Below are 25,229 nucleotides of genomic sequence, written 5' to 3' on the forward strand. Positions count from 1 at the left end.
GACGCTACGCCCGCACTTCAACCTTCTTCTCCTCAGACGCATGTATAAGGAATGTTCGCGATGATCCGAATTGTCTACTTGTTGGTAAAGCCTATGTTCCGCCAGGAATGTTTGCGTCACTATCAGATGAGTGAGGGTATCCCTGGCCTGTTTAAATATGAGGTTAGGTTGGTGGCTGAAAACCCTGCCGATACCCATGTGCCATACCTGGATGTAGGGCCGGTTCACGCGATTGGCGAATGCTGGTTCCAAAGCCCGGAGGACTACCAACGATATATCGAGTCGGCAGTGCGCAAAGCCTGGTTCGAACATGGTAAAACGTTCATTGGCCAGCTCAAGCCCTTCGTCACTGAAACACTTGTTTGAAAGCTGCTCGAAGCGGTTATCTCCGATCAGGCCACCCCTCCATTCATTCTGGAGGGGCTTTCATCTACGAGTGAACCCCTGGTTATTGATTTAACGTAAATCACTGGCAGATTCCCCAATGAACATGGGGACCCGTGCGAGTCTCAATTCGCACGAGGTGCCGTCTATGTGTCGATTTGACAGCGTGTCCAACGACTGCGCGTGGGAACCATCGATCAGGTCGCCGATGGGGTAAAACATATCGAGCGGCTGATGCCTGCAAATCTCTCAGAAATCCTGGCAAGTTGCCGGGATGGTTCAGTGACGTGCCATGCAGCAACCCCAAGATGGCCCAACTGCAGGCAGTGAAACTCATTTCGCAGGGGTACACACCGGGACACTGCCTGGACATCAGTACCATCTGGTAGCGCAAAAGGTTGTAGCCCAGCAGCACACCCCATAGCTCTTGAGCGATCATCTCTGGCGTCTTGCTTCTCAGGGTATATTCGCCGCCCAGCAGTCTCTGCTTGATCGCCCGATAGCCCAGCTCGATTTCCCAGCGTTGACTGTAAAGGTCGACGATCTCCCCACCCGGAAAGCGCAGCGGGTCGACCATCGAAGTCAGTACGCTTACCATTTTTCCCTTGATCATCTTGCGCAACAACCGCGCTCGCATTTCGAGCGGACGACAGGTGGTATGTGGTCGGTAAATACATAGCGGCCATACTGTAAGCGCGAGTAGGCGGGTCTTTGGGCTGACGCCCGGCGATATCGTCAGGGCGTCAGATCCATACAGCCGTTCGATCAGGCTGCCGGCTTCAGAATGACCTTTGTCCAACCCTCATCTCGCGCATCGAAATGCTTGTACGCATCGGGCCCTTCCGCCAATTTCAGGCTGTGAGAGATGATCTGCGAAGGCTTGGCGCGGTCGTGATGGATCAGCTCCGCAAGCCTGCGGTTATAGGCTTTGACGTTGGCTTGCCCGGTGCGTATCTGCTGGCCCTTGAACCAGAACGCGCCGAAATCGAAGGCCATTTTGCCTTCCTTCGCCAGTTCATTTTTCGCGCCCGGATCCTGAGGAACAAACACCCCGACGACGCCGATGCCACCCGTGGCCTTGGTGGAAGCTACCAGGTTGTTCATCGTCAGGTGATTGGCCTCATGGCCGTGATTGTCACAGCACTGGTACCCCACACACTCACAACCTCGATCAGTGCCTTTGCCGTGAGTCAGGTTGAGGATCTGATCAACCGCCTCTTTCTCCAGGGAGTTGATTGGCGTGGCCCCCATCTGCGCGGCCAATTTCAATCGATCCGGATGGTTGTCGACCACGAACACTTGCGAGGCGCCTTTGATCATCGCGGCATGAGCTGCCATCAGGCCCACTGGCCCTGCACCGTAAATGGCGATGCTTTCACCCGGCATCAGGCCAGCCAGTTCAGTGGCATGCCATCCGGTGGGGAATATGTCTGACAGCATGACGTAGTCGTTTTCTTTCTCTTGCGCATCCTCTGGCAGCACCAGGCAATTGAAGTCCGCATATGGCACACGCAGCAGTTCTGCTTGACCACCCTGGTATGAGCCCATATCGGCAAACCCGTAAGCAGCACCAGCACTGCCGGGGTTGGCCGTGAGGCAGAAACCGGTCAAACCTTTTTCACAGTTTTCGCAGAAACCGCAGCCGATATTAAATGGCAAACAGACGCGATCACCTACCTTGATGCGATCTACGCCGGCGCCGACTTCGATGACTTCCCCGAGGTTCTCGTGACCGAAAACACGTCCCGTCTCCATCGAGGTGCGGCCCTCGTACATGTGCAGGTCAGAGCCGCAGATATTGGTAGTGGTGATGCGCACTACGGCGTCGGTAGGTTTTTCGATCTTGGCGTCTGGGACATTTTGCACGCTGACGTCGCGTGGCCCGTTGTAAACGATGGCTTTCATTAGACTCTCCCGTTCAAGCGACGATGAGGTGGTTTCGTCTGCTTACGAGATATCTGTTTAGATCTACGAACGTATGTTCCACAAATCGAGCTATGACCAGACGAGTGGTGATGCCGTCGCCCGCGCGTGGCGGCCCTTGAATTTGCAGCTCGTGACGAACTTAGACAGTTGAACGCCATAGAAGGAATATGGCTACGTGTAGTGGTCTACTAATCCTGGACACCCTTTTAGGGCGAGAATGCTCGCCATTCAGAGGTGTTCGATGAGCAGACAACGACGTACTTTCACCCCCGAGTTTAAGCGCGAAGCAGCCAGTCTAGTGCTCGACCAGGGTTACAGCTGTCCTGAGGCAGCCAAATCCCTTGATGTAGGTGAGACCGCACTGCGGCGCTGGGTCAACCAGTTGCAGTTGGAGCGCGGTGGCATCACCCCCACAGCCAAAGCGCTTACGCCTGAGCAGCAAACTATTCAGGAGCTTCAAGCCCGCATCAACCGGCTGGAGCTTGAGAAGAAAATCTTAAAGGAGGCCACTGCGCTCTTGATGGCCGAGGAGCACGGGCGCAGACGTTGAAGTCGATTCGGCAGTTAGCAGCACGCTACCCAGTTCAACTGCTGTGTTCAGTGTTTGAACTGCCTCGTTCCTGTTACTACGCCCATATGGCTCGGCGCCGTCGCATTGATGTTCGGCGGGTGGGTTTACGCAGCCGTATTAGCGAACTTTTCAGTCAAAGCCGTAGTTCAGCTGGCAGCCGCAGTATCGTTGCCATGCTCAAGGATGAGGGCGTCAAAGTAGGTCGCTTCAAGGTCAGGGGCCTGATGAAGGAGCAGGGTTTGATCAGTAAGCAGCCAGGTTCTCATGCGTACAAAAACGCCACTGTTGAGCGGCCTGACATTCCCATGCTTTGGTGGCTGGTTGGGAGATCTAGAGCCACGATTCGCAGCCCTTTTCCGTCGATGGCGGCCTTGAGCTTCGACCAGTCTTCAGCCGGCAGGCGGGACAGTCGGTCGATAGATTCCACCAGCAGTACATCCCCCGGGTGGGAATCGGCCAGCAGGCGCACCAACTCGGGGCGATCAGCACGAGTACCAGATGCGTTCTCAATGTATTGCGCGGCAATGGCCTTGCCATGATCGGCAGCAAACTCCTCCAGGACGGAACGGGCTCGGGCAGCGTCTTGTTCGGCAGTAGAGGCCCGAAGGTAGGCACGGACAAACATTTCTTGATCCCTATGCGTGCTGTTTCAATTTGGGCGTTGCAGAAACATCGTTACAGTTTGGGTGTTAGTTATAGAGCGGCAAGGACGAATCTGCCGCGCCTTTTCCGTATCAGTTGAGGCATACCTCTAAAAACGCTAGCGTAGATTGATTACTTTTTGGTCTGCGATGGGCCGGAGTCGTTGCCGTAGCGGAGGTCCGTTGGCAACGCGACGGTGATTTTGGAAGTTAACGCCATCTCGAGCATGAGCCTGTTGCCGCAGTGGAGGTCAAACGGCAACGGTAGCTTCACCGTTTGTCGCTCCTGAGCCCGAAACAGATGCAGTAGGTTCCGGGTACGGCCATGACGACGCAGACGATTGGCCCCACGCCCACGATTTGCCCCCAGAGGCTTTTCAGCAGCGGATAAGCGAAGAACACCGCTGCCGCTTCTGCCGGTTGCATGGTGGCCAGTCTGCCGAGGATGGCGGCACTCATTCCGGAAAGAAGTAGCAGCATGCAGCCTGTTACCGCCAATACTGGTCGGAGTCGGGATTGTGGATTGTGACGATAGCCAGAAGCTGGGACGTCCAGTGGCAATGGAATCTGCCGGACGAGCCTGCTGCGCCCAATGCGTGCGTCGAGGGTCAGGGCCAGCCAGGAAATTCCGATGGCGAATGTGAGGATGAAGCTAACAACCAGTGCAAGTGGCGACATGATCAAACTCCTCTGAGTGCTGTGGCGACTGCCCGTTAGTCGAAACCGAAGGACGAAAAACTGTCTCCGAAGCTGCTTATGCCGTGATCAAACGACAGGCTGTCAGTCATCGTGTCCGTGCCGAATGCGTTACCCATGACATCGAAACAGCTGTCGAGCATGGGCATTCCGTTGGCGGGATTGAGCCAGAAGGTTTCCATGGGTTCGAAGTGGGTCGATGAGAAAGCTGAGAAAGTATCCTCGGCTTGGGTCTGGCCTACCGGGTCAAATGAATCAGCCCAGTTAGTGTGATCCTGCAGGATGCTGTCGAACGACGTACTCGTGTCCCCATCTTCCAGCGAATCGACCTGATACCACCAACGTTCCTGGCGAATACCAAGGCCGTCATGCACCACGACCGCTTTTCCCTGGCTGGGATAGATGACCGTGGTGAATGCCGCTTTTTCTGGCCGGACGACAGAGGTGATGAGATTGGCAATGTGCGTAAACAGGTTCATGGCTAGCTCCTCGGTTTAGTTGGTTTCAGCATCTCCTGAACCCCAAATAACCCAAGGCATGGGTAAGATCGCATACCGCCTTGGAGACGGATCATCTATTGCAAGCTCGGGTGCGTAGAGGGGCACAAGCACGGCCCGGATCAGCAATCCATTACCGCAGCCAGGCCCTTTCCCTTCCAGGAGAAGCAGCACAGCAGGCGCGCGATGCCGGCTACCGCGCGGATACCCGCCACAATTGATCTACTCGCGTCGTGAAACTCTGGCTCATCAGCTCGCGACGCATGCTCCAGGCGGGGGCTGCTGGTACCACACCAGGTCGCAACGTTCCCCGTCCCCATTTGGCGTTGATCGAATCAAGCACGGCCATCACCTTCTCCGAATTAGCTGGCTGACTGGAGGCGAACAGGTCGTCGGTGAAGGCGTTTACGTCGGGACTAGTCATGCTTCCGCAGTCAGCGGCGAGGTAGTCCCTGAGCTCACTGGAGCCCAGGGTTTCGAAGCAGGCCGTCTTCAGCGTCTTCCTCGATGAATTGACTCTCAAGCCAGCCTTAGCCGCGCTGAGATAAGATCGTCTCGAGCAAACCAGGAAATCGATTGTTCAAATCATCCCTGCGCAACGAGTTCATATGGGTCGTGCCGATGGTTTGGGTTTGGACCAACCCGGCATCTCGCAGCACCCTGAAGTGATGGGACATGGTGGACTTTGGTCGGCCACCGTCCAATTCGCCACAGCTGGCTTCGCCCAGTTCGGCAAGGCGTCGGACGATCTCCAGGCGCACAGGATCGCTCAAGGCGTATAGCAGACGCTCGAGGACGAATTCAGTGACGGGAGGGTGTTTGTAGGGGCGCATGAACGAAGCATACACGGGTTTGCTCTATCTCCATAGTTCGAATACTATCGAATTAACGTAATAGACAACCCTCGGAGAAACCAATGTCTGCGCTGTTCCAACCCTTCACGCTTAAAGACGTCACGCTTCGCAACCGTATTGCGATTCCCCCTATGTGCATGTACTCGTCAAACGATGGCCTGATCAACGAGTGGCACAGTGTTCACTACGCCTCCCTTGCGCGTGGCGGGGCGGGGTTGGTGATTGTCGAAGCAACCGCTGTAGCGCCAGAAGGGCGGATCACTCCTGGCTGTGCGGGTATTTGGAACGATGAGCTGGCCCAGGCCTTCGTACCGGTGGTGCAGTCGATCAAGGCAGCCGGCTCGGTCCCCGGCCTGCAGATCGCCCACGCCGGTCGCAAGGCAAGCGCAAACCGTCCATGGGAAGGCGATGACCACATCGCTGAAGATGACGCCCGTGGCTGGCAGACCATCGCTCCATCGGCCATAGCTTTTGGCGGTCACCTGGCCAAGCAGCCGCAAGCCATGACGCTGGAAGACATTGCCCGTGTGCGTGAGGATTTCGTCGCAGCCGCTCGCCGTGCGCGTGACGCTGGCTTCGAGTGGCTGGAGCTGCATTTCGCCCATGGTTATCTGGCCCAGTCGTTCCTTTCCGAACACTCCAACCATCGCGATGACGCCTACGGCGGCAGTTTCGACAACCGTAGCCGCTTCCTGCTTGAAACGCTGGCGGCTGTTCGTGAGGTTTGGCCGGAGCACCTGCCGCTAACCGCTCGTCTAGGGGTTATCGAATACGACGGCCGGGACGAACAGACGCTGACCGAGGCTATCGAACTGACACGTCGCTTCAAAGATGGTGGCCTGGATCTGCTGAGCGTCAGCATTGGTTTCACCATCGCTGAAACCAACATTCCCTGGGCGCCTGGCTTCATGGGCGAAGTTGCCCAGCGCGTGAAGCGTGAGGCGGGGATACCAGTGGCTTCGGCATGGGGCTTCGGCACGCCAAGCGTTGCCGAAGAAGCGGTCAAGAGCGGTCAGCTGGACTTGGCGATGATTGGGCGAGCACATCTGGCCAATCCAAATTGGTCCTATCTTGCCGCCCAAGAGCTGGGCGTAGAGCGTGCGTCCTGGACCTTGCCGGCTCCCTATGCCCACTGGCTTGAACGCTACAAGTGATCCGTCGGGGCGAAGACGGCCGTCATGGCCTAATCGCCCGCTGCCTCAGCGCCGATGTGCGCTGGTGGCTACCTGGCTGGGCCGCTCATGGCTCGGCCCTTCCGATAGATAGCTGAGGATTACGCTATGTCTCGCGTCATACGCTTTCATCGCACCGGTGGACCGGAGGTTCTCCAGATCGACGAGATCGACGTGCCGGCTCCCGGCGCGAACGAGGTTCAAATCAACGTCAGGGCGCTCGGCATCAACCGGGCTGAAGTGATGTACCGCACAGGCCAGTACGTCATCGAACCGACGTTTCCCGCCATGCTGGGCTATGAAGCGGCTGGGACCGTATCTGCAGTGGGTCCCGGTGTGGTCGGCTTCGCTGTTGGCGATGCGGTCAGCGTAGTGCCCGCGTTCTCCTTTGACGAATACGGCTTGTACGGTGAATTGGTCAACGCGCCGGCTCACGCGGTGGTCAAACACCCGGAAGTGCTCTCTTTCACGGAGGCAGCAGCGACCTGGATGAAGTTTGTCACCGCCTATGGCGCATTGATCGAGCTTGGTGGGCTGCAGGCCGGCGAGACGGTGCTAATCCGTGCGGCGTCCAGCAGCGTGGGGCTTGCCGCTATCCAGATTGCGAACATGGTGGGCGCCGTTCCTGTGGCGCTGACCCGCACCAGCGACAAGCGCGAAGCCTTGCTTCAAGCGGGGGCGGCGGCAGTCATCGCGACCCAGGAGCAGGACATGGTGGCTGAGGTCATGACGGTGACTCATGGCAAAGGCGCTCGCATGGCCTTCGATCCCGTTGGCGGACCCGAAGTGGCCTTGGTGCTCAAGGCGCTAGCGAACCACGGCATCTTCTTCCAGTACGGCGCTTTGGACACTCGGGATATCCCTGTGTCGGTCATGGACCTGCTCGGCAAGCATCTGACGCTGCGCGGTTATCAGCTGTTCGAGATCACCCAGAATCGAGAAAAACTCGAACGGGCCAAGCACTTCATCAATGAAGGGCTCGCCTCTGGACAGCTGCGTCCGGTGATCGACCGTACATTCAGCTTCGACGAGATGGCCGAGGCTCACCGGTACATGGAATCGAATGCCCAGGTGGGCAAGATTGTTGTAACGCTGTAAACCACGTTCAGGTCTTCGCGGCATGGCCGGTAGGGTCACCTTCGGTAAGCCCATGCCAGTTCGATGCGTCTTTCACACATGCACAGACAGGAGGTTCGATGACCACCCCACTCACACTGGTTGCCACATTGGTCGCCAAGGCCGGCTCCGAAGATGAGCTCCAGCAGACGCTGCAGGATCTGCAAGGCCCAAGTCGCGCCGAAGCGGACTGCATCCAATACGACTTTCATAAAGATGCAGAACAGCCTCGCACCTTCCATATGGTTGAGCAGTGGCGAGACGAAGCGGCGCTGACTGCGCACGAGGCCACCCCGCATTTCCAGGCAGCGCTGCCGGTTATCGAGCGCGCCGCCGAAAAATTCTCCGTCATGAAAATGTACCGCGTCTCCTGAGGAGCTCCGAATGAAAGCGATTGCACACTTCAAATGCCTGCCTGTTGAGAACCCTGACGCCCTCGTGGAGATCGATCTACCCGAGCCAGTGCCGGGGCCGCGCGACCTGCTGGTAGAAGTCAAGGCCGTATCGGTCAACCCGGTCGATACCAAAGTCCGCCAGGGCTACGTGCCGCATACAGACGAAACACAGCCGCGCATCCTCGGTTGGGACGCTGCCGGCGTGGTCAAGTCGGTCGGTTCCGACGTAACGCTGTTCAAGCCCGGTGACAAGGTGTGGTACGCCGGGTCGCTGATCCGCCCGGGCAGCAACAGTGAGTTGCAGCTGGTAGACGAGCGCATTGTCGGATCGATGCCACAGTCGCTGGAGTTCGCCCAGGCCGCGGCGCTTCCCCTGACGTCTCTGACCGCTTGGGAATTGCTATTTGATCGCCTCGGCGTAGCGCGCGACACCACCGACCGTGGCGAAACGCTGCTGATCATTGGCGCTGCAGGCGGGGTGGGTTCAATCATGACTCAGCTGGCGCGTCAGTTGACCGGCCTGACCGTCATTGGTACGGCTTCGCGCCCTGAAACCCAGGCCTGGGTCACCGAACTCGGCGCCCATTACGTGATCGATCACACCAAACCACTGAGCGAAGAGCTCAAGCGCATCGGCCTTCCGCAGGTCAGCTACGTCGCAAGCCTGACGCAGACCGATCGGCATTACGAGCAGATCATCGAGTCACTGAAGCCACAGGGCAGGTTGGGCCTGATCGATGACCCGGCCACGCTGGACGTCGTACCGCTCAAACGCAAGAGCCTGTCGCTGCACTGGGAGCTGATGTACACGCGCTCGCTGTACGAGACCGAGGACATGCAGGAGCAGCACAACATCCTCAATGAAGTGGCCCGCCAGATCGATGCGGGTGTGTTGCGCACCACCGTTGGCGAAAACTACGGGCGTATCAGCGCCGAAAACCTACGTCGCGCCCATGCCTTGCTGGAGAGCGGCAAGGCAAAGGGCAAGATCGTTCTGGAGGGCTTCTGACGGTATCTGGCTACCGGCTCATGCGGTAGGTAGCCAATGCTGGATTCAAGAGTAGCGCCCATGAGCGATTCAGTGAGCGCCTTGAAATGCCTCCTATTGAGATCGTCTCGCAAGACCATCACCCAGCCGTCAACGACTTCATCCGAAACGTCCAACTAATAGGAACCCCATATGAACAACGCTACCGGCTATGCCGTCGATATCTCGGGATCGAGGTAGATGACGCTTTGGAAACGGCAGAGCAGACGTTTGGCCATGCATAAAGCACTGAATCCCAAACCGCATTTACGACAAGCAGACAGAATGTTGACATTGTAGACAGTCGGTCTAATGTATTCCCATGACTACTTCAAAGCCCCAAGCCCGCCGTGGCCGACCACCCAAAGTCGCGAGAGGCTTTGACGACACTCGCGAGGCATTACTGTGTTGCGGCATGGAAGTGCTGACCGAACAGGGTTTTGCCGCCACCGGCATAGATGCCGTCCTGAAGCGCGTGCGCGTACCAAAGGGTTCGTTCTATCACTACTTCGACAGTAAGGAAGCCTTCGTCCAAGAGGTGCTGCAGCGCTATGCCGCTTATTTCGCGCGCAAACTGGATCGCTGGCTGCTGGACGATCAGGTACCGCCCCTGCAACGCCTGAGCAATTTCGTCGATGATGCCAAAGCCGGCATGGCCAAGCATGAGTTTCGCCGAGGTTGTCTGGTCGGCAACCTTGGTCAGGAGATCACGGCACTACCCGCCAGTTTTCGCCAAGCACTGGAGGATGTCCTCCTCGACTGGCAAGACCGGCTGGCCAATTGCCTGGTTCAGGCAGTCAACCACGGGCAGCTGGAGCCCGACAGCGATTGCGATGCGCTTGCCGCTTATTTCTGGATTGGCTGGGAAGGCGCAGTACTACGCGCCAAGCTGGCGCAGAACGCCCAACCACTAGACACCTTTGCCAAGGGCTTTCTGGCCGGTGCCGCGAGGTAGTGTTTTTTCGACCATTTAAAGACGATCAGTCTAAATAAGGAGAGACCATGTTCCACGCATTACTCATCGAGAAAAACGACGACAACTATCAGACGCGGCTGACCGAGCTTGATGACTCGCAGCTGCCTGAGGGCGACGTTACCGTGCGCGTCGAGTACAGCACGCTCAACTACAAGGATGGTCTCGCCATCAGCGGACGTAGTCCGGTGGTACGGCGGTTCCCCATGGTTCCTGGCATTGACCTGGCAGGCGTTGTCGAAGCCAGCGATCATGCTCGTTACAAGGTTGGCGACCGGGTGTTACTCAATGGTTGGGGCGTTGGTGAGACGCACTGGGGGGGCCTTGCTCAAAAAGCCAGGCTTAAAGGTGACTGGCTGATTCCCCAGCCCGCTCAACTGAGCGCACGGCAGGCCATGGCAATCGGTACTGCCGGTTATACCGCCATGCTGAGCCTGATCGCACTGGAGCGTCACGGCTTGTCACCAGAGAGTGGTGAAGTGCTGGTCACAGGTGCCAATGGTGGGGTTGGTAGCTTTGCCATCGCACTGCTAGCCAAGCGCGGTTATTCGGTAACCGCTTCAACCGGTCGTCCGGCCGAAGCTGACTATCTGAAGCACCTGGGTGCTAGCACAATCATCGATCGAGCCGAGCTGGGTAGCCCAGGGCGCCCCCTGGCAGCAGAGCGCTGGGCAGCAGTAATCGACTCGGTGGGTAGCTATACTCTGGCCAATGCCTGCGCCAGCACACGTGCAGATGGCGCCGTTGCGGCATGCGGCCTGGCCCAGGGCATGGATTTCCCAGCCACTGTCGCCCCCTTTATCCTGCGCGGGGTCAGCTTGCTGGGAATCAACAGTGTGACCCGCCCCTATGAGGAACGGGTAACGGCTTGGCAGCGCCTGTCCTCAGAATTGGGCTTGGCGCTACTGGATGAAATGACTCGGGAGATCGCGCTCAGCGAGGCCATTGACATGGCCCATGATCTGCTCAATGGCAAAGTCCGAGGGCGCGTTGTGGTTGATGTCAACCGTTACTGATACCCCTGCTTTTAACAAAGCCCTTCCTGGGTTCGGCTCCCCTGACCTGACCCAGGCCGCCTGATCTAGGTCGGTTGGCACTTGAAGCCGTTGCTAACCGGCCTGACGAGCCCTTCAGGAATGTCGATTTTATCGAGCCTTAACACTCGCCAACCAGCCCTGTACGGATGGTATTTCGCGACAAGCCTTGGCTTCACTGGCCCATCACACTGTTAAACCATTGTAAACGACCGCTATTGGCCGAAAGCTGCCCGTCACAAACGTAGCGCGGAGCATGGTCCGAGTGCTCTAGTTTCAGGGCGTAGCTGCCATAAGTCTTTTCCAGGTATAAGTTTCTTAACACCGGATCAGGTCTTTTTTCGAAGCTGTGAAACCGGCCGCTCCAACATCGATTGCGTTAGCCCGTGCATATCCGCATTGGCTTGCCAGATCAAAAACCGACTATGCATATCTCGAACAGCAGCTAACAGCTTCTGATTGGTCGCTGTCAGTTCTTCGATGCGCTCGTTGGCTGCCTGAATATCGCCAATCCAGCCCGGCTTCAGCTTTTTAGCCTTCAATGCCGCCTTGCGATTCTTCATCGCCAGATCCACGGCAGGTAGATTCATCAGGGACTGGCGAGCACGACTTATACCCAGTTTTTCTTTGCAGGCGTCAACGAGCAAAGGCCAGGTCAGCTTCTGCTCTGACCATTCCTCAATCAGCTTGATGATGCGCTTCTCACCCTTTGGCGTTAAATGCCCCATCGTTAACCCTCAATCTCATCCAGCAAAGCCTTGACCTCATCCTGCGATGGCAACGCCTGCGCCTGGTTTTCAATGGCTTTTACTTCGATCAGCCCCGACATTGCGGCGGCGTTCTTGGTCAGCGTCCAACCGTTGTCGGCGTTCCACACAATGTCACCGTTTTCGAGTTCGGGGTTTTCCAGCGTTTGGATAAGCGCCTCGCATTTAAAGAGCTTCTCACCCACTTTTTTTGCCGACTCCGACGCCCCAAAAACACTCCGAGACTGCGCATCCAGGGCTTTATCGAGGCGGAGTTTGAGGTCGTCGCGTTCTTCCTTGAGGTTACCAAGCTTCACGTCATCCCCTTTGACGCAACCGAGCAGCCCGCAGTCTAAACAGGCACCCATTTTCGGGCAGGGCTCGGATGCAAAGTTGTGCACACAGACGCCGAGATGGGTTTGATGGATAATGCGGTCCTGCTCACCCTCGCGCAGTTCCCTCACATCTACCAGGCTCAGCGGCTGATTGGTTTTGACCTTGTTCAGACGCTGAGCAGCGGTGCTGTGCTTCGTTTTGGGGTGGTAAGCCGCAACTGCTTGGGTGCGTTCCTCGATGGTTTCATGGTTGTAGACCGACCCCATCGTCGTGCGCCCGGAGAAGGCGTCAATTAGGAGTTGCGACAGACCGGCCTGGTGCATCCGCGTGTTCAATTCGTGCCGAAACGCATGCGTGTTGACCTTGACACCAGGGTAGCCATAGCGCTCGAACAGGCCTTTCTTTGTCTGGTTGCTCGTACCGCCTAATTGCGCATTCAATCGGTTAGTTTTCGCCGCGATCTCCACGCCAAACCCGTGTTTCACAACGTGAGCTGAGTCTTCAGTCAGTGCTCCCGTTCGCACTGTGAACAACGCATCACGATACTTCACACGAGCTTTGCCCTCCGTGTACGGCGTAGTGTATGGAAAATCCTTTGGAAGATACTTCTCCCGCAACAGCACATTGAGCTTGCGGAGCGTGATCACACTCCGGTCGTCAAGTTCAACACCCTGGACTCCTGGCCTACCCTCGACGAAGTTCTTCTTCCTTGGGGTTTTCCACCCATCACGGATCTCGCCCAAAAGGGCTCGGGCGGCGGGGCTAAGCGCCTTTCGCTTCTCCAGAGATTTCAGGAACTTGGCAACAAATATCTCTCGCGAGCCACGGTCCTTAGAAATGGTGAGTTTCAGCGCTGCACAGGCTTCGTCGTACGTAAGCGGTTCATCAGGCCCCTTGGGTGGCAGTCCTTCATGGGGCGGAAACTCATCGGGATGGTTTTCCAGCCAGGCGGAGTAATCCCGCGCCTCATCGGTGATAGGTTTCAGTAACGCGATGACCCGCTCGACGACCGGCTCCATCTCCGGCTTAACGACGGGCTTCAGCGTCACCTGGTTTATTTTTTCCGCGTACCAGCGCACGAACATGCGCCGATTGCCCTGGGTATCCTCCTTGAATACCAGGCAATCCAATTCAACATCCGCCAATTCACCCACGCGACTGGGTACACTCAGCAACAGCGCACAGGCGGATGTCACAACGGTATCGAGCGGACGGGTCGCTTCGTTAGTGAACATTTCCCCGAGGGCTCTGATCGCGTCAGGGTTGGGCAGCTTCTGTTCCCGATCCGCTTTTTGCTGCTTGAGCGTGCCAAGCGACCTCTGCGTCAGCGGAGAGGTCCATCGGAAATCTAACTTGAGCAGTTTTTTGGCCCGCATCAGGGCGATGATGGCCTCAAGTGTCTTACTGAAACAGTATGCGGTGTTGCCTTTTGTCCAGTGACGGCTCATGTGCTCGCACGCTTCATTACAGACAGCGGCGGACACCCGCGTCACATCCCGCGTGCCGGTCAACTCGAACAGGGCGACTTCCAGCGCGGCCAAAACTCTCAGCCATTCTTTCGTCGCCTTTTTCTGCAAATACACCCTTCGATACACCACTATGGCTTTGGCAAACTCCGTGAAAGGTGCCTGCATCGCCTTTGGGGCAACTTTGGTCGTTCCGAGCGCCGTGAAGCTACAGCCTTCGAAGCCATGCGGGTGCCAACTGCCGTCTTCCCAGCGAATACTCGCGTGCACTCGATTGGGAATGCCTTTGGGCAGGGTCTGTTTTGCCCATTCGATAAACGCCGCGAGCTGAGCCTCTGCAGCGAGTTGGCTCCTGGGCTTAAAAACGACAATGTTGTTCGTCGGTTCAGAATAAAACGCATCGGTCATTCGCCTATCCTCCCCGATCGGAGCATGGCCTCACAATCTAGAATCACCTTTCGGCAAGCCAGAATGGCCCGATCCCAGAGCACACCGGTCGTTTTATCCATTGCAATGGTTTGCGCCCGACGACGTTCCAATCGCTCAAGGACCGCACGGTGATTGGCGTGCAGAAGGGGTTGGAATTTTCCGCATGCGTAACAGGTGTCCGGCGCATCGAGATGGCAGGCGGCAGTGGCACCGCATACTGCCACATCCTCGATTTGTCGATCCGCTCGATCCCCGTTTTTCGCTGAGGTGCGATCCGTGACGATGATCCCGGTGAACGCATTCACAACCAAGGCCAGATGGTCGCTCATCTTCGCGTCGATCAACGCCAGCAACTCCGGCGACACGGCGCGGTACTTCCGCACTGCTCGAGTATCGCTTTGCATCAAAGCACGTGCCATCGTCCACTCATCCAGTCCCGCATTGGAAAGGTCCGTGCCGAGGGTGTGCCTGAACCGGTGCCCACGCGTCACTTTCAGCGGCTGCTGGGTGCGAGGCGAAATCGGAAAGCCCTCCATCCGCTCGATGCACCTAAGCCAACGCCTGATCGTGCCTGACCCGATATGAAAGGTCGGCTGCGGCGCGGCTTCGAGGTCTTTTTGAAGGGGGCTGTCGAGCAAAACAGGGGGAGTCAACCGCTCCCGACATCCTGCTTCATCATTCAGCTTCCGACGAAAGAGGGGTACATTCTCAATGGCTGCATTCCAGTCGGCACCGTCTGGATACGCTTGCCAGAGTTGCGCCAGAACCATTGCTTTGTAGGCCCGCACAGTGTTGAAGAGGTCCTCATCCAGACTGAATGTTTCGGCCTTTGCACGCCAACCCGCCTCGTAGCCTTTTTGCTTTGCCCAATGAAACCTGACCGTGCACCCCTGATCGATCTTCGTGAAATCACCAAAGACCATCATTCGCAACTGAAAGCCACGTTGCCCATAAATCATCATCAGGCGCAGGTACAGGTACTGCTCGCAATCTAACTGCCCATGACAAAACTGCTCATGTATCCATTGATGCAGCGCGTCCTGCTCAAACTGTGTGAGTGGGCCTTGTTCGGGGTCCAGGCTGAGGATCACATCGTTGCTGGTTCTCTTTTTCCTGGGCATTGCCTTGTAGGCATCTATCAGAAGTTGCGATGGGCGCTGTTCGAGGGATTCGCAGTCGTGCCAAAACGCCATGAAAGCGGCAATCGCACAAAACTCACCTGTGGTAAAGCGCTCCCGCAAATCGATCAAGTGATCCTCGTTGAACGGGTCAATCCCGTCCTGAGCAGCCCGCGACAACACATTGGCGGCCTTCGCAACTGTGATCGCTGCCATATCGGCCATTCGGTACGCCAGGGCGGCATGCAACCAGCGCTGCAAATCCGGCGAGACGCAGGCAATAGCCGCTTTCCAGTTGACTGAGTAATGAGCCGATTTATCTGGTCTCCACACCGGTTCGATGGGTGTGAACACCTCCCCACATTTCGCCAGGCGAGGCGTGTTCAACCACGCATCGAGGCTGTCCTTCGTGGGTGCCTGAAGTGCTTCGAAGGAGATTTTCACTCTGGAACTCCTGGTGTCTTGCCGGCCTTTTGACCATTGGCCGTAAACCGCTCGGCCCGTTTCTGTATCGCTTTGTCTGCCTCTTCCTTCCAGAACTTCGCGCCGTAGAGGCCGGGCATGTTCGACTCGGGGCTCCAGCCGAACATCCATGTGAGGGTCTTTTGAACTTGCGTGGTGCGATCCTCCGGCGTGAGCGCTGCCAGTTCCTCACGCATGCTTTCCAGCATCGTGTAGACCGCGTCATGCCTCAAAATATGCGTGTGCACATGAGCCAGTTCCGGCGCTACTTCTCGGACCCTGGACAGAACGCCATCCACTGCCTTGATGGTTAGAGGTCCGCCCTCATTTCGCTTGTGTGCCACGAGCAAAAACGGATGCCTTGTCGCTTGCGATTTGCCGTTACGGGGCTTTCTGCGGCGATATTCCGATTCGTACTTAGTGATTGCGCCATACAGGTCATCGGTCATCACCAGCATGCGCTCGCGGGTTTTGAACTGAGGAGCCATGGTTCGTGGATCGAGGCTCTCATCCTCCAGGTTGACCACCGCTAGCTGACGACTGTGCCAGTGAATATCGCTGGTCTTGATCAGCAGCATCTCGGAGCGTCGCAGCCCCATGTCTAGACCCAATAGCAAAATGATGTAGTTACGCAGCCTGATGGCTTCATCTGAAAAGGGGTTCTCGCCGCAATCCGGATGCATGATTTCCAGCAATCGAGTTCGCGCCTGGCTCGTAAGCCCCTTCATTTCGTCCGTTCGCGTTTTTTTCCACGCAGGGCTGGCTGCTTTGATCTTGCGGTTGATGCGCCTCTTTAGATCGTCAACTGCCTCATATCGTGTTGAGTGATCACCCAACTTGTCATAGAGGAAGGCCAGATAGTCGCGTACCGCCTCGATTCGCTGCTGCGCATGAACTTTGCCGACGGATTTGTAGGTGGTCGGATGCAAACGCCCCCCCGCATACTTCATGGCCAAGGTTTCCTTGCTGAACCCCGCGTCCGACACAAACCTAGAAAGCTCACTGTCTGTGAGGTATTGGCTGTGAGGGCGCTGTTCGAGGTGAGAAATCAGATCAATGGAAGAAAAAGCCAGAAACTCCTCAAACACAGCCAGATGTTCAAGGTACTTCTTGGTTGTTTCGAGGGCTCTGCCCGAGTGCTCCATGGTGATGTATAGGTTGGGGTAGTACGCAGGGATGTGGTCTTGCACCAGCAACTTTCTTCGAGCAGCATTCACCACCAGCTCTATGACTTGGAAACCCATGTTGCTCCCTCATAAAACATAACTTTTCCAAGTATAGTCAGGGGCATCGGACGGTCAGCGCAAAACTTAACGTTCATTTTTCAGAATTTAAGCGCCTGTCTCTACCTTTAAGGCATTGAAAATACAGGATTAAAGGCGAATCAAACCATGTCAAAAAATGACAAAGCAGGCAAAACAGGCTCTTACGTCTATACCATGCATCGGCTCGGCAAAGTCGTTCCGCCGAAGCGTGAAATTCTCAAGAACATTTCCCTGTCGTTCTTTCCCGGCGCCAAGATCGGCGTGCTCGGCCTCAACGGCTCGGGCAAGTCCACCCTGCTGAAGATCATGGCGGGTGTCGACACCGAATTCGATGGCGAAGCGCGGGCGATGCCCGAATTGAACGTCGGCTACCTCCCGCAGGAACCCGAGCTCGATCCAAGCAAGACTGTGCGCGAAGTCGTAGAAGAAGCGGTCAGCAGCATTAAGGACGCCCAGGCACGCCTGGACGAGGTTTACGCTGCCTATGCCGAACCCGACGCGGACTTCGACAAGTTGGCGTCCGAGCAGGCCAAACTCGAAGCCATCCTGCAGGCCAGCGACGGGCACAACCTCGAGCGCCAGCTGGAAGTTGCCGCCGATGCCCTGCGCCTGCCGCCATGGGACGCAACGGTCGAGCACCTGTCCGGCGGCGAGAAGCGCCGTGTCGCGCTGTGCCGCCTGCTGCTGTCTGCACCGGACATGCTGCTGCTGGACGAACCGACCAACCACCTGGACGCCGATTCGGTGGCCTGGCTGGAGCACTTCCTCCATGACTTCCCCGGCACCGTGGTTGCGATCACCCACGATCGTTACTTCCTCGACAACGTGGCTGGCTGGATTCTGGAACTCGACCGCGGCCAGGGCATTCCTTACGAGGGCAACTACTCCGGCTGGCTGGAAGCGAAATCCAACCGTCTGGCGCAGGAATCCAAGCAGCAGTCGGCTCATGAAAAGGCCATGAAGGAAGAACTGGAGTGGGTGCGCAAAGGCGCCAAGGCCCGCCAGTCCAAATCCAAGGCACGCCTGCAGCGCTTCGAGGAAATGCAGTCGCAGGAATTCCAGAAGCGCAGCGAAACCAACGAAATCTACATCCCCGCAGGCCCACGTCTGGGCGACAAGGTCATCGACTTCAACAACGTCACCAAGAGCTACGGTGATCGCGTGCTGATCGAGGACCTGTCGTTCAGCATGCCCAAGGGCGCCATCGTTGGAGTGATCGGCGGTAACGGAGCGGGCAAGTCCACCCTGTTCCGCATGATCATGGGCAAGGAGCAGCCAGATTCGGGCAGCATCGAAATCGGCGATACCGTGCAGGTCGCCTGTGTCGATCAGAGCCGCGATGACCTGGATGGCAGCAAATCCGTATGGGAAGCGGTATCCGACGGCGCTGACATGATCCGCATCGGCAACTACGAAGTCCCGTCGCGCACCTACGTGGGGCGTTTCAACTTCAAGGGCGGTGACCAGCAGAAGTTCGTCAAGGACCTCTCCGGCGGTGAGCGCGGTCGCCTGCACCTGGCGCTGACGCTCAAGGAAGGCGCCAACGTGCTGCTGCTCGACGAACCGTCCAACGACCTCGACGTGGAAACCCTGCGCTCGCTGGAAGAGGCGCTGCTGGACTTCCCCGGCGCGGCTATCGTGATTTCCCACGATCGCTGGTTCCTGGACCGTGTCGCCACCCACATCCTGTCCTATGAGGACAATGGCGATATCGTCTTCTTCGAAGGCAACTACACCGAGTACGAAGCCGACCGCAAGAAGCGCCTCGGCGACGCTGCCGCTCAGCCGCACCGGGTGAAGTACAAGAAACTCGCCTGATGAGAACGGAAAACGGAGCTGCAAAGCTCCGTTTTCCTGCGTGCAGAACAAACCGGTAGCGACTGGCTGGATGCCAGACTTGTCACCTTGGACGCTCGGCACTGCCCCCTGCACTGCCAGCTTTGAATTCAAAGGACGGATAACCACCACATGGCGGCCCTGGGATTACGTGGCAAATCGCTGTTGGCGTTATTGCTGACCTTTGTTCTTGCGATAGGTGTTGCGGCGCTGGTCGGGCGAGAAGCGCTCAAAGGTATACAGAGCCGGTTCGGCGATGCCTATGCGCGCAACGTCGTGCAGTTCAACCGCGAGCGGCTTTTCGCTCCGGTTACGCGCGAGCTGGCACTGGCGCAGCGTCTGGCCGAATCGCAGATCACCCGGGCATGGCTGCGCGACGAAGAGGATCCCGCCAAGCGTGCGCTGTTCTTCAGCGAGGCAGCCGGTTATCAAAGAGCGCTTTCCGATCACTCCTACTTCGCCGCTTCGGCGGCCAGTGGCCGCTACTACTCGAACGGTGATGAGCTGGTCCCGAGTGAGGCGCCACGTTACGAGATGAGCCCGGATGCAAGCGAGGATGAATGGTTCTATATCACCCTCAGATCCGATGCCCCCTACCACCTCAACGTTGATCGCTCGGCTGTCAGTCAGGACTTGAAGATCTGGTTCAACGTTGTCGTGCGCGACGATGATCAGCCGCTGGGCGTTGTCGGCTCGGGAATCAGCCTGAACGCGTTCATCAATGATTTCATCAGGGATGACAAGGCAGGCGTCGAGTCGATGGTGCTCGACAGCTACGGCTCGATTCTGGTCCACCCGAACCAGAATCTGGTAACGATTAATGCGGACACCCCGCAGGGCCGGTCCCTGTCAACCAATCTGCTGGGCCTGCTCGATGACATCGACCAGGCCACAGCGCTGCGCCAGGCCATGGCATACAGTCGAGAGCACCCAGGCGACACGGCCACGCTGCAGGTAAGCATCGACAACGAACCAAGGCTGTTGGCGATGGCCTGGATTCCAGAGCTGGAATGGTTCGTCACCAGTACCGTCGATTTACGCACCGCACAGGTGGTGGAGATCAGGCCGCTGCTGCCGGCCATCGGCGCGGTTCTGCTGCTGTTTCTACTGCTCATCGCCGGAGGCGCCTGGCTGGTCGACAGACTCGTGCTTCGCCCTCTGCGTCAGCTGCGCAAGAGCGCTCAAGCTATCGCTGCCGGGCAATTCGATACGCCGCTGCCGAAGATGCGGAACGATGAAATCGGTGAGCTAAGCGCGGCATTCGGCAGCATGGCGCAGAAGGTTCGGAGCCATACCGGTGAACTGGAGAGCCGCGTGCGCGAGCGGACCCGTGAGCTTGAGCAGGTCAACCGAGACATGGCCGCCGCCCACAAGAAAATCGACGACTCGATCGAATATGCCAGCCTGATCCAGCATTCGATCCTTCCCAAGCGTCAGCTGATGGCCGACCTCGACGAACGCCACGCGGTGCTCTGGCACCCACGGGACGTCGTCGGCGGCGACTTCTATGTATACCGCTCCGCCGAACACGGCTGCCTGCTTGGCGTGGTCGACTGCGCCGGACACGGTGTTCCGGGCGCCCTGATGACCATGCTCGCCCATGCCACGATCGACCAGGCGATTGCCGACGCAGGGCTGCATGACCCTGCCGCGATTCTTGCCCGCACCGACGCCATCGTGCGCAAGATGCTGCGTGACGATGCAGTCGAACACGCGCTCGCCACCAATATGGACGTGGGCTTGGCCTACGTTGACTTCAGCCGCAGGACCGTGACTTATGCAGGCGCCAAGGTCGCGCTTTACTACAGCGACGGCGAACGCATAGACGAACTGCGCGCAGGGCGGCGAGCGATCGGGGACCGTCGACCGTGCGAATACCAGAATGCCGACATCCAGCTCGAGCCGGGACGTACCTTTTATCTCGCCACAGATGGGTTCCTTGACCAGGCAGGCGGTGAGCTAGGCTATGGCTTTGGTAACAGTCGCTTCGCTGAGATGATCCTGCGTCATGCTCGTCTTCCCATGAGTGAGCAGTGCGCCGCGTTCAAAGCCACTCTGGATGAATACCAGGGCGATTACCCCCAGCGTGACGACATCACAATGCTGTGTTTCCGTTTCGATTGAGCGTCATCCACCGGAGCCGAGTTACCCCATGGAAAGCCTTGACCTGTTCGCCATGCGCGAAAGCTACAATCGGCAGCAGATTATGCTGTGCTTCAACGGACCGATATCGCGCAGCCTCATCGAGGAGATAGGCAACGCGCTGCGCAATTACCTGGCAGCCGATCACGCCAATCCGTCTTCCGCCATGGATGTCTTCGCCGTTTACATAGAGATGACGCAGAACATCCGCCACTACGCCAAGGTGCACAACTGGGCGGACCAGGAGGCTGGCGCCACGGTCGTGGTCGCGCGCAACGATGCCGATGGCCGCTATGTGGTGTCAGCCGGCAACCTCATCGAGACGGCCGACGGCGAAGCGCTTCTGGCGACGATCAAGGATCTGGCCGGTCTGGACAAGACCCAGCTCAAGGCAAGGTACAAAGAACAATTGCGCAAACCCCGTAAAGACAACACTGTCAGCGGTGCCGGTTTAGGGCTTATCGATATCGCGCGCAAATCCAGTGAACCATTGAAAGCATCGCTCCAAGCCGTTGCCGATGGCCGATCCTTCATCAGCCTGAGCGCGGTCATCTGACTTCAAGAGCCATAACCACATGAACGATTTCATCATTACCGGCAGCCAGTCATCGCCTGCCATACAGTCAGACTGGGAAAATGGCGTGCTCGCCATGCAAGGTGACTCCTACCCGGAAAACTCCTACGAACTGTTCCACCAGGTCATCGAGTGGATCGAGCGCTACCTCGCCGAAGCCGGCCGCCCGCTTCGACTCGAGCTGCACCTGCTGTATCTGAACACCAGTAGCATCAAGGCCGTCATGGATATCTTCGATCTGCTCGAGGCGGCGCATCAGGACGGCAAGTCGGTCACGGTCAACTGGCACTACGATCGACGCAATGAGCGTGTGGTAGAACTGGCCGAAGAATTCAAGGAAGACTGCACCTTTCCGTTCATGATCCTCAGTGACGACTAGAAGGTCCTTATGCGTGGGCAAAACCCGTTGGAAAGCCAGGTCGTGGAATCGCTGTCCGATCCGCACAACCAGGGCCACCCGCTGCATGAAACGCTGAGCCAGCTGTGGGAAGCACACCACAGCCTGCTCAACCGCATCGAGCGAATTGCCCGTGTGTCCGATGGCTATCAGAGCATCGTGCGTGAACGTGAGATGAGTCTTTCGGCCCGTTTCGACAAGCAGCTCAGACAACTCGAGAAAGTGGCGCGGATTTCCGATCGCTACCAGACGATGATGCGCGATCTGAACATTGCCCTGCGGGAAGCCTCCACCCATGACGCCCTGACCGGTATCGCCAACCGCCGCCTGCTCACCGAACGGCTACGCGAGGAAAGCGAACGCGCCAAGCGTTACTCCAGGCCCCTATGCGTGGTCATGGTCGACATAGATCGATTCAAGGCCATCAATGACGAACACGGCCACGAGATCGGCGACAACGTGTTGATGGAGGTCGTGCGCGTGATGGAGGCCGAGATCCGCGAGCATGACCTGGTCGGCCGGTGGGGTGGCGAGGAATTCCTTGTGCTCATGCCAGAGACCTCAACCGACAGCGCAATTCTCGTGATGGAAAGATTACGTGAAGCGGTCGCCCGGCTTCGTGTGAGGATCAACGACGAGTCGCTGTCCGTCACTGTAAGCCTGGGCTTGTCCGAGCTGCGTGCCGACGAAAACTACTCCAGCGCTATCAATCGCGCCGACGTGGCGCTGCTTCGCGCCAAGCGCAATGGGCGCAACCGTTACGAGCTGGCTGACTGACGAAGCCCCTGGCCTCTAGCCGGTTGTATCGATACGCGATAGGCGCTGCACAAGCGTCTCGACGATCTGCTCAGGTGCTGGCGTGATATCCACGCGCAGCGCCTCGTCGTCGGCAGGTATCTCCAGTGTCTGCAGCTGGCTGCGCAACAAGCCAGGATCGAAGAAGTGACCGGCGCGCGTGGCAAGACGCGTCATCAGCAGCTCTTCCGAACCGTCCAGATAGACCCAGACCACTCCGTCATCGCCATCGCTGAGAAGCGCTCGATAGCTTCGCTTGAGTGCAGAACAGGTAAATACCCAGTCGTTTCCGCGCTCGCGCTGCGCGACGATGGCTGCCCGCATGGCTTCAAGCCAGGGGCGGCGATCTTCGTCTTCCAGGGCAACGCCGCTTGCCATCTTCTCTTTGTTGGTATTGCTGTGAAACTCGTCAGCGTCGGAAAAGCCACATCCCAGGCGAGCGGCTAGCATCTCGCCGATGGTGGTTTTCCCGCTTCCCGCTACACCCATGATAATGACGATCACTTGAACCCCTACATTGCAGCGACATTCCAGGCAGCCCGCGCTCTTGACGAGCCACAGGCCTCCGCTTCCATTCTTCGGTCTTGGGGTCGCAGTGAAGTTCCTTGGAACCAGCTGCATGAAGCGCTGCATCGCGGCTAGACAAGCCCCTACACGTTGCGCAACTGGAAATGAAAACGGCGTCCCTTCGCCTTCACGAGGGGGACGCCGTTCGGTGTTGACGGGTGGGCTGTTATGTATTGATTTGCCGAAGATAAGGCGCGGCGGCAGATCCCAGGTTGTTCAACATGCGTTCGCTGTACCAGTCGATGAAATTGACTACACCGAACTCATAGGTCTGCGAATAAGGACCGGGCTGGTAAGCCGTGGAGTTGATTCCGCGCTGGTTCTCCTCGGCGAGACGGCGATCCTGATCGTTGGTGGCGTCCCATACCTGGCGCAGGCGCGCCACATCGTAGTCGACACCTTCCACGGCGTCCTTGTGCACAAGCCATTTGGTGGTGACCATGGTCTCCTGAGCGCTGATCGGCCAGACGGTAAAGACGATCACATGATCGCCCATGCAATGGTTCCAGGAGTGCGGCAGATGCAGGATACGCATCGAGCCGAGCTCGGGATTCTTGATCCGTCCCATCAGCTTCTGGCAACCCTGCTTGCCATCCATGGTCATCGACACGGTACCCTTGAGCAACGGCATGCGCACGATGCGGTTGCGCAGCCCGAAGCTGGCATGGGCATAGGGAATCTGCTCGGCGTCCCACTTGGCGGCGGACTCGGCCACATGGTCCTTGAACGCCTGGCTGGCACGCGGATCGGTGACGTCATCCCATTCCAGGAGGGTATTGAGCAACTCCGGGTGCGAGCCGTTGCAGTGGTAGCACTCGCGATTATTCTCGAGGACCAGTTTCCAGTTGGCTTTTTCCACCAGGGTGCTTTGTACCGCCACCTTGGTGTTCTCCATGTCGTAGGGTTCCATGTAGTGCGACAGGGTCGCAAGGAAGTCATCGATCGCAGGTGGATTTTCAGCCAGAGAGATGAAGATGTAGCCGCCAGCGGTCTTGCACTGAACAGGCTTCAGCCCGTACTGATTGAGGTCGAAGTCGGTGCCCATTTCGGTGCCGGCAAATAGCAGGCGACCGTCCAGCTCGTAAGTCCACTGGTGATACGGACAGACCAGCTTGGCGACCTTGCCCTTTTCACTGGTGCACAGCCGCGAACCACGATGGCGGCATACGTTGTGGAAGGCATGCACAACGCCTTCCGCACCGCGAACCACCAGGATCGGGTTGTTGCCGATCTGCAACGTCAGGAAATTGCCCTTCGCTGGAATTTCGCAGGTCATGCCCGCAATCAGCCATTCCTTGTGAAAGATCTCCTGCATGTCGATCTGGAACAGCCGTTCATCGCTATAGAACGGTTGCGGGAGAGAAAAATTTGGCTCGCGCCCCTGCAGCATTTCGGCAGTGGCCTTACGCGCTGCTTCGAGCGGATCGCCCAGGCTCAGGTTGGAAGTGGCATCCATCGGTTGCTCCTCAAGCCGGCCGCGCCTCGCAGGCGTCTTTGGCAGGCGACAAAAATGGCTATTCAATGCAGCGCAAGGCGTGAGCCGGAAAAACATCCATGCCGTCCTATAGGAAGCGACTCCAGCCAGATCACCTTCCCTGCTCGGCTGCGACCGAGTGTGGAGCGGAGCAAGAGGAAAACCTTATCTACGGACGACAGCCACGCATCCGTTTCCGACGCCCGAACGCCCGTGACACAGGGCTGGTCGCGATAAGCATGCCGATGTCGTGGATAGGTAAGTGAGCCGGTAGCGCGTTGCGCACAATTCTGCGCCAGAAGGGCCATGCGTCGTGCAGTCGCAGCCCTGGAAAAG

24 protein-coding genes and 2 pseudogenes are annotated in these 25,229 nt (G+C 57.7%); 13 read left to right on the plus strand and 13 right to left on the minus strand.

What is annotated here, in order from left to right; all coding sequences use genetic code 11:
* The first annotated feature begins 60 nt into the window (after positions 1-60).
* Positions 61-366 carry a 4-methylmuconolactone methylisomerase gene (locus NA619_RS17440; protein WP_033999990.1) on the plus strand — a complete coding sequence of 102 codons (306 nt, stop codon included), beginning with the start codon at positions 61-63 and terminating at the stop codon, positions 364-366.
* A 100-nt stretch (positions 367-466) separates the two neighbouring features.
* Here the strand turns inward: NA619_RS17440 and NA619_RS17445 are convergent, their stop codons facing one another.
* Together NA619_RS17445 and NA619_RS17450 are read right to left on the minus strand one after the other, a co-directional pair.
* Positions 467-1,183: a transposase gene (locus NA619_RS17445; RefSeq protein ID WP_196740286.1), complete on the minus strand. Its 717-nt coding sequence runs from the start codon at positions 1,181-1,183 to the stop codon at positions 467-469.
* Positions 1,150-2,289, minus strand: a complete 1,140-nt coding sequence (locus NA619_RS17450; protein WP_033999988.1) for a glutathione-independent formaldehyde dehydrogenase — start codon at positions 2,287-2,289, stop codon at positions 1,150-1,152. The genes NA619_RS17445 and NA619_RS17450 overlap by 34 nt, the downstream gene beginning before the upstream one ends.
* A gap of 262 nt (positions 2,290-2,551) precedes the next feature.
* Here NA619_RS17450 and NA619_RS17455 point away from each other — a divergent pair.
* Positions 2,552-3,192 (plus strand): annotated as a pseudogene (locus NA619_RS17455) (transposase); the annotation flags it as partial.
* Here the strand turns inward: NA619_RS17455 and NA619_RS17460 are convergent.
* The 5 genes and pseudogenes from NA619_RS17460 to NA619_RS17480 form a co-directional block, all read right to left on the minus strand.
* Positions 3,186-3,506 (minus strand): annotated as a pseudogene (locus tag NA619_RS17460) (recombinase family protein); the annotation flags it as partial. The pseudogenes NA619_RS17455 and NA619_RS17460 sit on opposite strands and share 7 nt — an antisense overlap.
* A 286-nt stretch (positions 3,507-3,792) precedes the next feature.
* Positions 3,793-4,200: a hypothetical protein gene (locus tag NA619_RS17465; RefSeq protein ID WP_032904188.1), complete on the minus strand. Its 408-nt coding sequence runs from the start codon at positions 4,198-4,200 to the stop codon at positions 3,793-3,795.
* A gap of 35 nt (positions 4,201-4,235) precedes the next feature.
* Positions 4,236-4,697, minus strand: coding sequence for a hypothetical protein (locus NA619_RS17470; RefSeq protein WP_032904189.1), 462 nt, complete (start codon positions 4,695-4,697; stop codon positions 4,236-4,238).
* Positions 4,698-4,908: 211 nt separating this feature from the next.
* Positions 4,909-5,139: a DUF4113 domain-containing protein gene (locus NA619_RS17475; RefSeq protein ID WP_079381875.1), complete on the minus strand. Its 231-nt coding sequence runs from the start codon at positions 5,137-5,139 to the stop codon at positions 4,909-4,911.
* Positions 5,140-5,245: 106 nt separating this feature from the next.
* Complete coding sequence (locus NA619_RS17480; protein WP_025297873.1) at positions 5,246-5,548, minus strand: ArsR/SmtB family transcription factor; 303 nt, start codon at positions 5,546-5,548, stop codon at positions 5,246-5,248.
* Between the two features lie 83 nt (positions 5,549-5,631).
* Here NA619_RS17480 and NA619_RS17485 point away from each other — a divergent pair, with 83 nt between their 5' ends.
* The 6 genes from NA619_RS17485 to NA619_RS17510 all read left to right on the plus strand — a co-directional run bounded on the left by NA619_RS17485 (position 5,632) and on the right by NA619_RS17510 (position 11,268).
* Positions 5,632-6,723: an NADH:flavin oxidoreductase/NADH oxidase gene (locus tag NA619_RS17485; protein WP_013983157.1), complete on the plus strand. Its 1,092-nt coding sequence runs from the start codon at positions 5,632-5,634 to the stop codon at positions 6,721-6,723.
* 126 nt (positions 6,724-6,849) lie between these two features.
* A complete protein-coding gene (locus tag NA619_RS17490; RefSeq protein WP_033999986.1) occupies positions 6,850-7,839 on the plus strand; it encodes a zinc-dependent alcohol dehydrogenase family protein in 990 nt (329 codons plus the stop codon).
* Positions 7,840-7,937: 98 nt separating this feature from the next.
* Positions 7,938-8,231 (plus strand): putative quinol monooxygenase, encoded by a 294-nt coding sequence (locus NA619_RS17495; protein ID WP_033999984.1) that lies wholly within the window; start codon positions 7,938-7,940, stop codon positions 8,229-8,231.
* 10 nt (positions 8,232-8,241) lie between these two features.
* Complete coding sequence (locus tag NA619_RS17500) at positions 8,242-9,261, plus strand: zinc-binding alcohol dehydrogenase family protein (protein WP_003288728.1); 1,020 nt, start codon at positions 8,242-8,244, stop codon at positions 9,259-9,261.
* Positions 9,262-9,601: 340 nt separating this feature from the next.
* A complete protein-coding gene (locus NA619_RS17505; protein WP_078465107.1) occupies positions 9,602-10,234 on the plus strand; it encodes a TetR/AcrR family transcriptional regulator in 633 nt (210 codons plus the stop codon).
* Positions 10,235-10,281: 47 nt separating this feature from the next.
* Complete coding sequence (locus NA619_RS17510; protein WP_003288722.1) at positions 10,282-11,268, plus strand: MDR family oxidoreductase; 987 nt, start codon at positions 10,282-10,284, stop codon at positions 11,266-11,268.
* 347 nt (positions 11,269-11,615) lie between these two features.
* Here the strand turns inward: NA619_RS17510 and NA619_RS17515 are convergent, their stop codons facing one another.
* From NA619_RS17515 to NA619_RS17530, 4 genes are read right to left on the minus strand one after another with little or no spacing between them, the layout of a single operon-like run.
* A complete protein-coding gene (locus tag NA619_RS17515) occupies positions 11,616-12,014 on the minus strand; it encodes a hypothetical protein (RefSeq protein ID WP_255963088.1) in 399 nt (132 codons plus the stop codon).
* Between the two features lie 2 nt (positions 12,015-12,016).
* Positions 12,017-14,242, minus strand: coding sequence for a hypothetical protein (locus NA619_RS17520; RefSeq protein WP_255963089.1), 2,226 nt, complete (start codon positions 14,240-14,242; stop codon positions 12,017-12,019).
* The gene (locus tag NA619_RS17525; RefSeq protein WP_255963090.1) at positions 14,239-15,825 is read right to left on the minus strand and encodes a site-specific integrase; all 1,587 of its coding nucleotides are present in this window, start codon (positions 15,823-15,825) and stop codon (positions 14,239-14,241) included. Before NA619_RS17525 ends, NA619_RS17520 begins: the two co-directional genes overlap by 4 nt.
* Entirely contained in the window at positions 15,822-17,087 is a 1,266-nt protein-coding gene (locus tag NA619_RS17530; RefSeq protein ID WP_255963091.1) for a site-specific integrase, read from the minus strand. Before NA619_RS17530 ends, NA619_RS17525 begins: the two co-directional genes overlap by 4 nt.
* 147 nt (positions 17,088-17,234) lie before the next feature.
* On the opposite strand from NA619_RS17530, the gene ettA reads away from it, so the two are divergent.
* The 5 genes from ettA (at position 17,235) to siaD (ending at position 22,834) form a co-directional block, all read left to right on the plus strand.
* A complete protein-coding gene (gene ettA, locus NA619_RS17535; RefSeq protein WP_255963092.1) occupies positions 17,235-18,926 on the plus strand; it encodes an energy-dependent translational throttle protein EttA in 1,692 nt (563 codons plus the stop codon).
* Positions 18,927-19,076: 150 nt separating this feature from the next.
* On the plus strand, positions 19,077-21,068 hold the full coding sequence (gene siaA, locus NA619_RS17540; protein WP_255963093.1) for a biofilm regulation protein phosphatase SiaA: 1,992 nt from the start codon (positions 19,077-19,079) through the stop codon (positions 21,066-21,068).
* Positions 21,069-21,096: 28 nt separating this feature from the next.
* Positions 21,097-21,642, plus strand: coding sequence for a biofilm regulation protein kinase SiaB (siaB, locus tag NA619_RS17545; protein WP_255963094.1), 546 nt, complete (start codon positions 21,097-21,099; stop codon positions 21,640-21,642).
* A gap of 19 nt (positions 21,643-21,661) precedes the next feature.
* Positions 21,662-22,039, plus strand: a complete 378-nt coding sequence (gene siaC, locus NA619_RS17550) for a biofilm regulation phosphoprotein SiaC (protein WP_255963095.1) — start codon at positions 21,662-21,664, stop codon at positions 22,037-22,039.
* Between the two features lie 9 nt (positions 22,040-22,048).
* Complete coding sequence (gene siaD / locus NA619_RS17555; protein WP_255963096.1) at positions 22,049-22,834, plus strand: biofilm regulation diguanylate cyclase SiaD; 786 nt, start codon at positions 22,049-22,051, stop codon at positions 22,832-22,834.
* A 15-nt stretch (positions 22,835-22,849) separates the two neighbouring features.
* On the opposite strand, the gene NA619_RS17560 is transcribed toward siaD, so the two are convergent.
* Positions 22,850-23,356, minus strand: coding sequence for a gluconokinase (locus NA619_RS17560; protein ID WP_255963097.1), 507 nt, complete (start codon positions 23,354-23,356; stop codon positions 22,850-22,852).
* 229 nt (positions 23,357-23,585) lie between these two features.
* The gene (gene gbcA / locus NA619_RS17565) at positions 23,586-24,875 is read right to left on the minus strand and encodes a glycine-betaine demethylase subunit GbcA (RefSeq protein WP_255963098.1); all 1,290 of its coding nucleotides are present in this window, start codon (positions 24,873-24,875) and stop codon (positions 23,586-23,588) included.
* Positions 24,876-25,229: the final 354 nt, after the last annotated feature.

It is taken from the genome of Stutzerimonas stutzeri, assembly GCF_024448895.1.
GTDB classification, from domain to species: Bacteria; Pseudomonadota; Gammaproteobacteria; order Pseudomonadales; family Pseudomonadaceae; genus Stutzerimonas; species Stutzerimonas stutzeri_Q.

Coding starts and splice junctions, on each gene's coding strand:
- NA619_RS17440 (WP_033999990.1), top strand. CDS start 61: ATGATCCGAATTGTCTACTTGTTGGTAAAGCCTATGTTCCGCCAGGAA.
- NA619_RS17450 (WP_033999988.1), bottom strand. CDS start 2,289: ATGAAAGCCATCGTTTACAACGGGCCACGCGACGTCAGCGTGCAAAAT.
- NA619_RS17465 (WP_032904188.1), bottom strand. CDS start 4,200: ATGTCGCCACTTGCACTGGTTGTTAGCTTCATCCTCACATTCGCCATC.
- NA619_RS17470 (WP_032904189.1), bottom strand. CDS start 4,697: ATGAACCTGTTTACGCACATTGCCAATCTCATCACCTCTGTCGTCCGG.
- NA619_RS17475 (WP_079381875.1), bottom strand. CDS start 5,139: ATGACTAGTCCCGACGTAAACGCCTTCACCGACGACCTGTTCGCCTCC.
- NA619_RS17480 (WP_025297873.1), bottom strand. CDS start 5,548: ATGCGCCCCTACAAACACCCTCCCGTCACTGAATTCGTCCTCGAGCGT.
- NA619_RS17485 (WP_013983157.1), top strand. CDS start 5,632: ATGTCTGCGCTGTTCCAACCCTTCACGCTTAAAGACGTCACGCTTCGC.
- NA619_RS17490 (WP_033999986.1), top strand. CDS start 6,850: ATGTCTCGCGTCATACGCTTTCATCGCACCGGTGGACCGGAGGTTCTC.
- NA619_RS17495 (WP_033999984.1), top strand. CDS start 7,938: ATGACCACCCCACTCACACTGGTTGCCACATTGGTCGCCAAGGCCGGC.
- NA619_RS17500 (WP_003288728.1), top strand. CDS start 8,242: ATGAAAGCGATTGCACACTTCAAATGCCTGCCTGTTGAGAACCCTGAC.
- NA619_RS17505 (WP_078465107.1), top strand. CDS start 9,602: ATGACTACTTCAAAGCCCCAAGCCCGCCGTGGCCGACCACCCAAAGTC.
- NA619_RS17510 (WP_003288722.1), top strand. CDS start 10,282: ATGTTCCACGCATTACTCATCGAGAAAAACGACGACAACTATCAGACG.
- NA619_RS17515 (WP_255963088.1), bottom strand. CDS start 12,014: ATGGGGCATTTAACGCCAAAGGGTGAGAAGCGCATCATCAAGCTGATT.
- NA619_RS17520 (WP_255963089.1), bottom strand. CDS start 14,242: ATGACCGATGCGTTTTATTCTGAACCGACGAACAACATTGTCGTTTTT.
- NA619_RS17530 (WP_255963091.1), bottom strand. CDS start 17,087: ATGGGTTTCCAAGTCATAGAGCTGGTGGTGAATGCTGCTCGAAGAAAG.
- ettA (WP_255963092.1), top strand. CDS start 17,235: ATGTCAAAAAATGACAAAGCAGGCAAAACAGGCTCTTACGTCTATACC.
- siaA (WP_255963093.1), top strand. CDS start 19,077: ATGGCGGCCCTGGGATTACGTGGCAAATCGCTGTTGGCGTTATTGCTG.
- siaB (WP_255963094.1), top strand. CDS start 21,097: ATGGAAAGCCTTGACCTGTTCGCCATGCGCGAAAGCTACAATCGGCAG.
- siaC (WP_255963095.1), top strand. CDS start 21,662: ATGAACGATTTCATCATTACCGGCAGCCAGTCATCGCCTGCCATACAG.
- siaD (WP_255963096.1), top strand. CDS start 22,049: ATGCGTGGGCAAAACCCGTTGGAAAGCCAGGTCGTGGAATCGCTGTCC.
- gbcA (WP_255963098.1), bottom strand. CDS start 24,875: ATGGATGCCACTTCCAACCTGAGCCTGGGCGATCCGCTCGAAGCAGCG.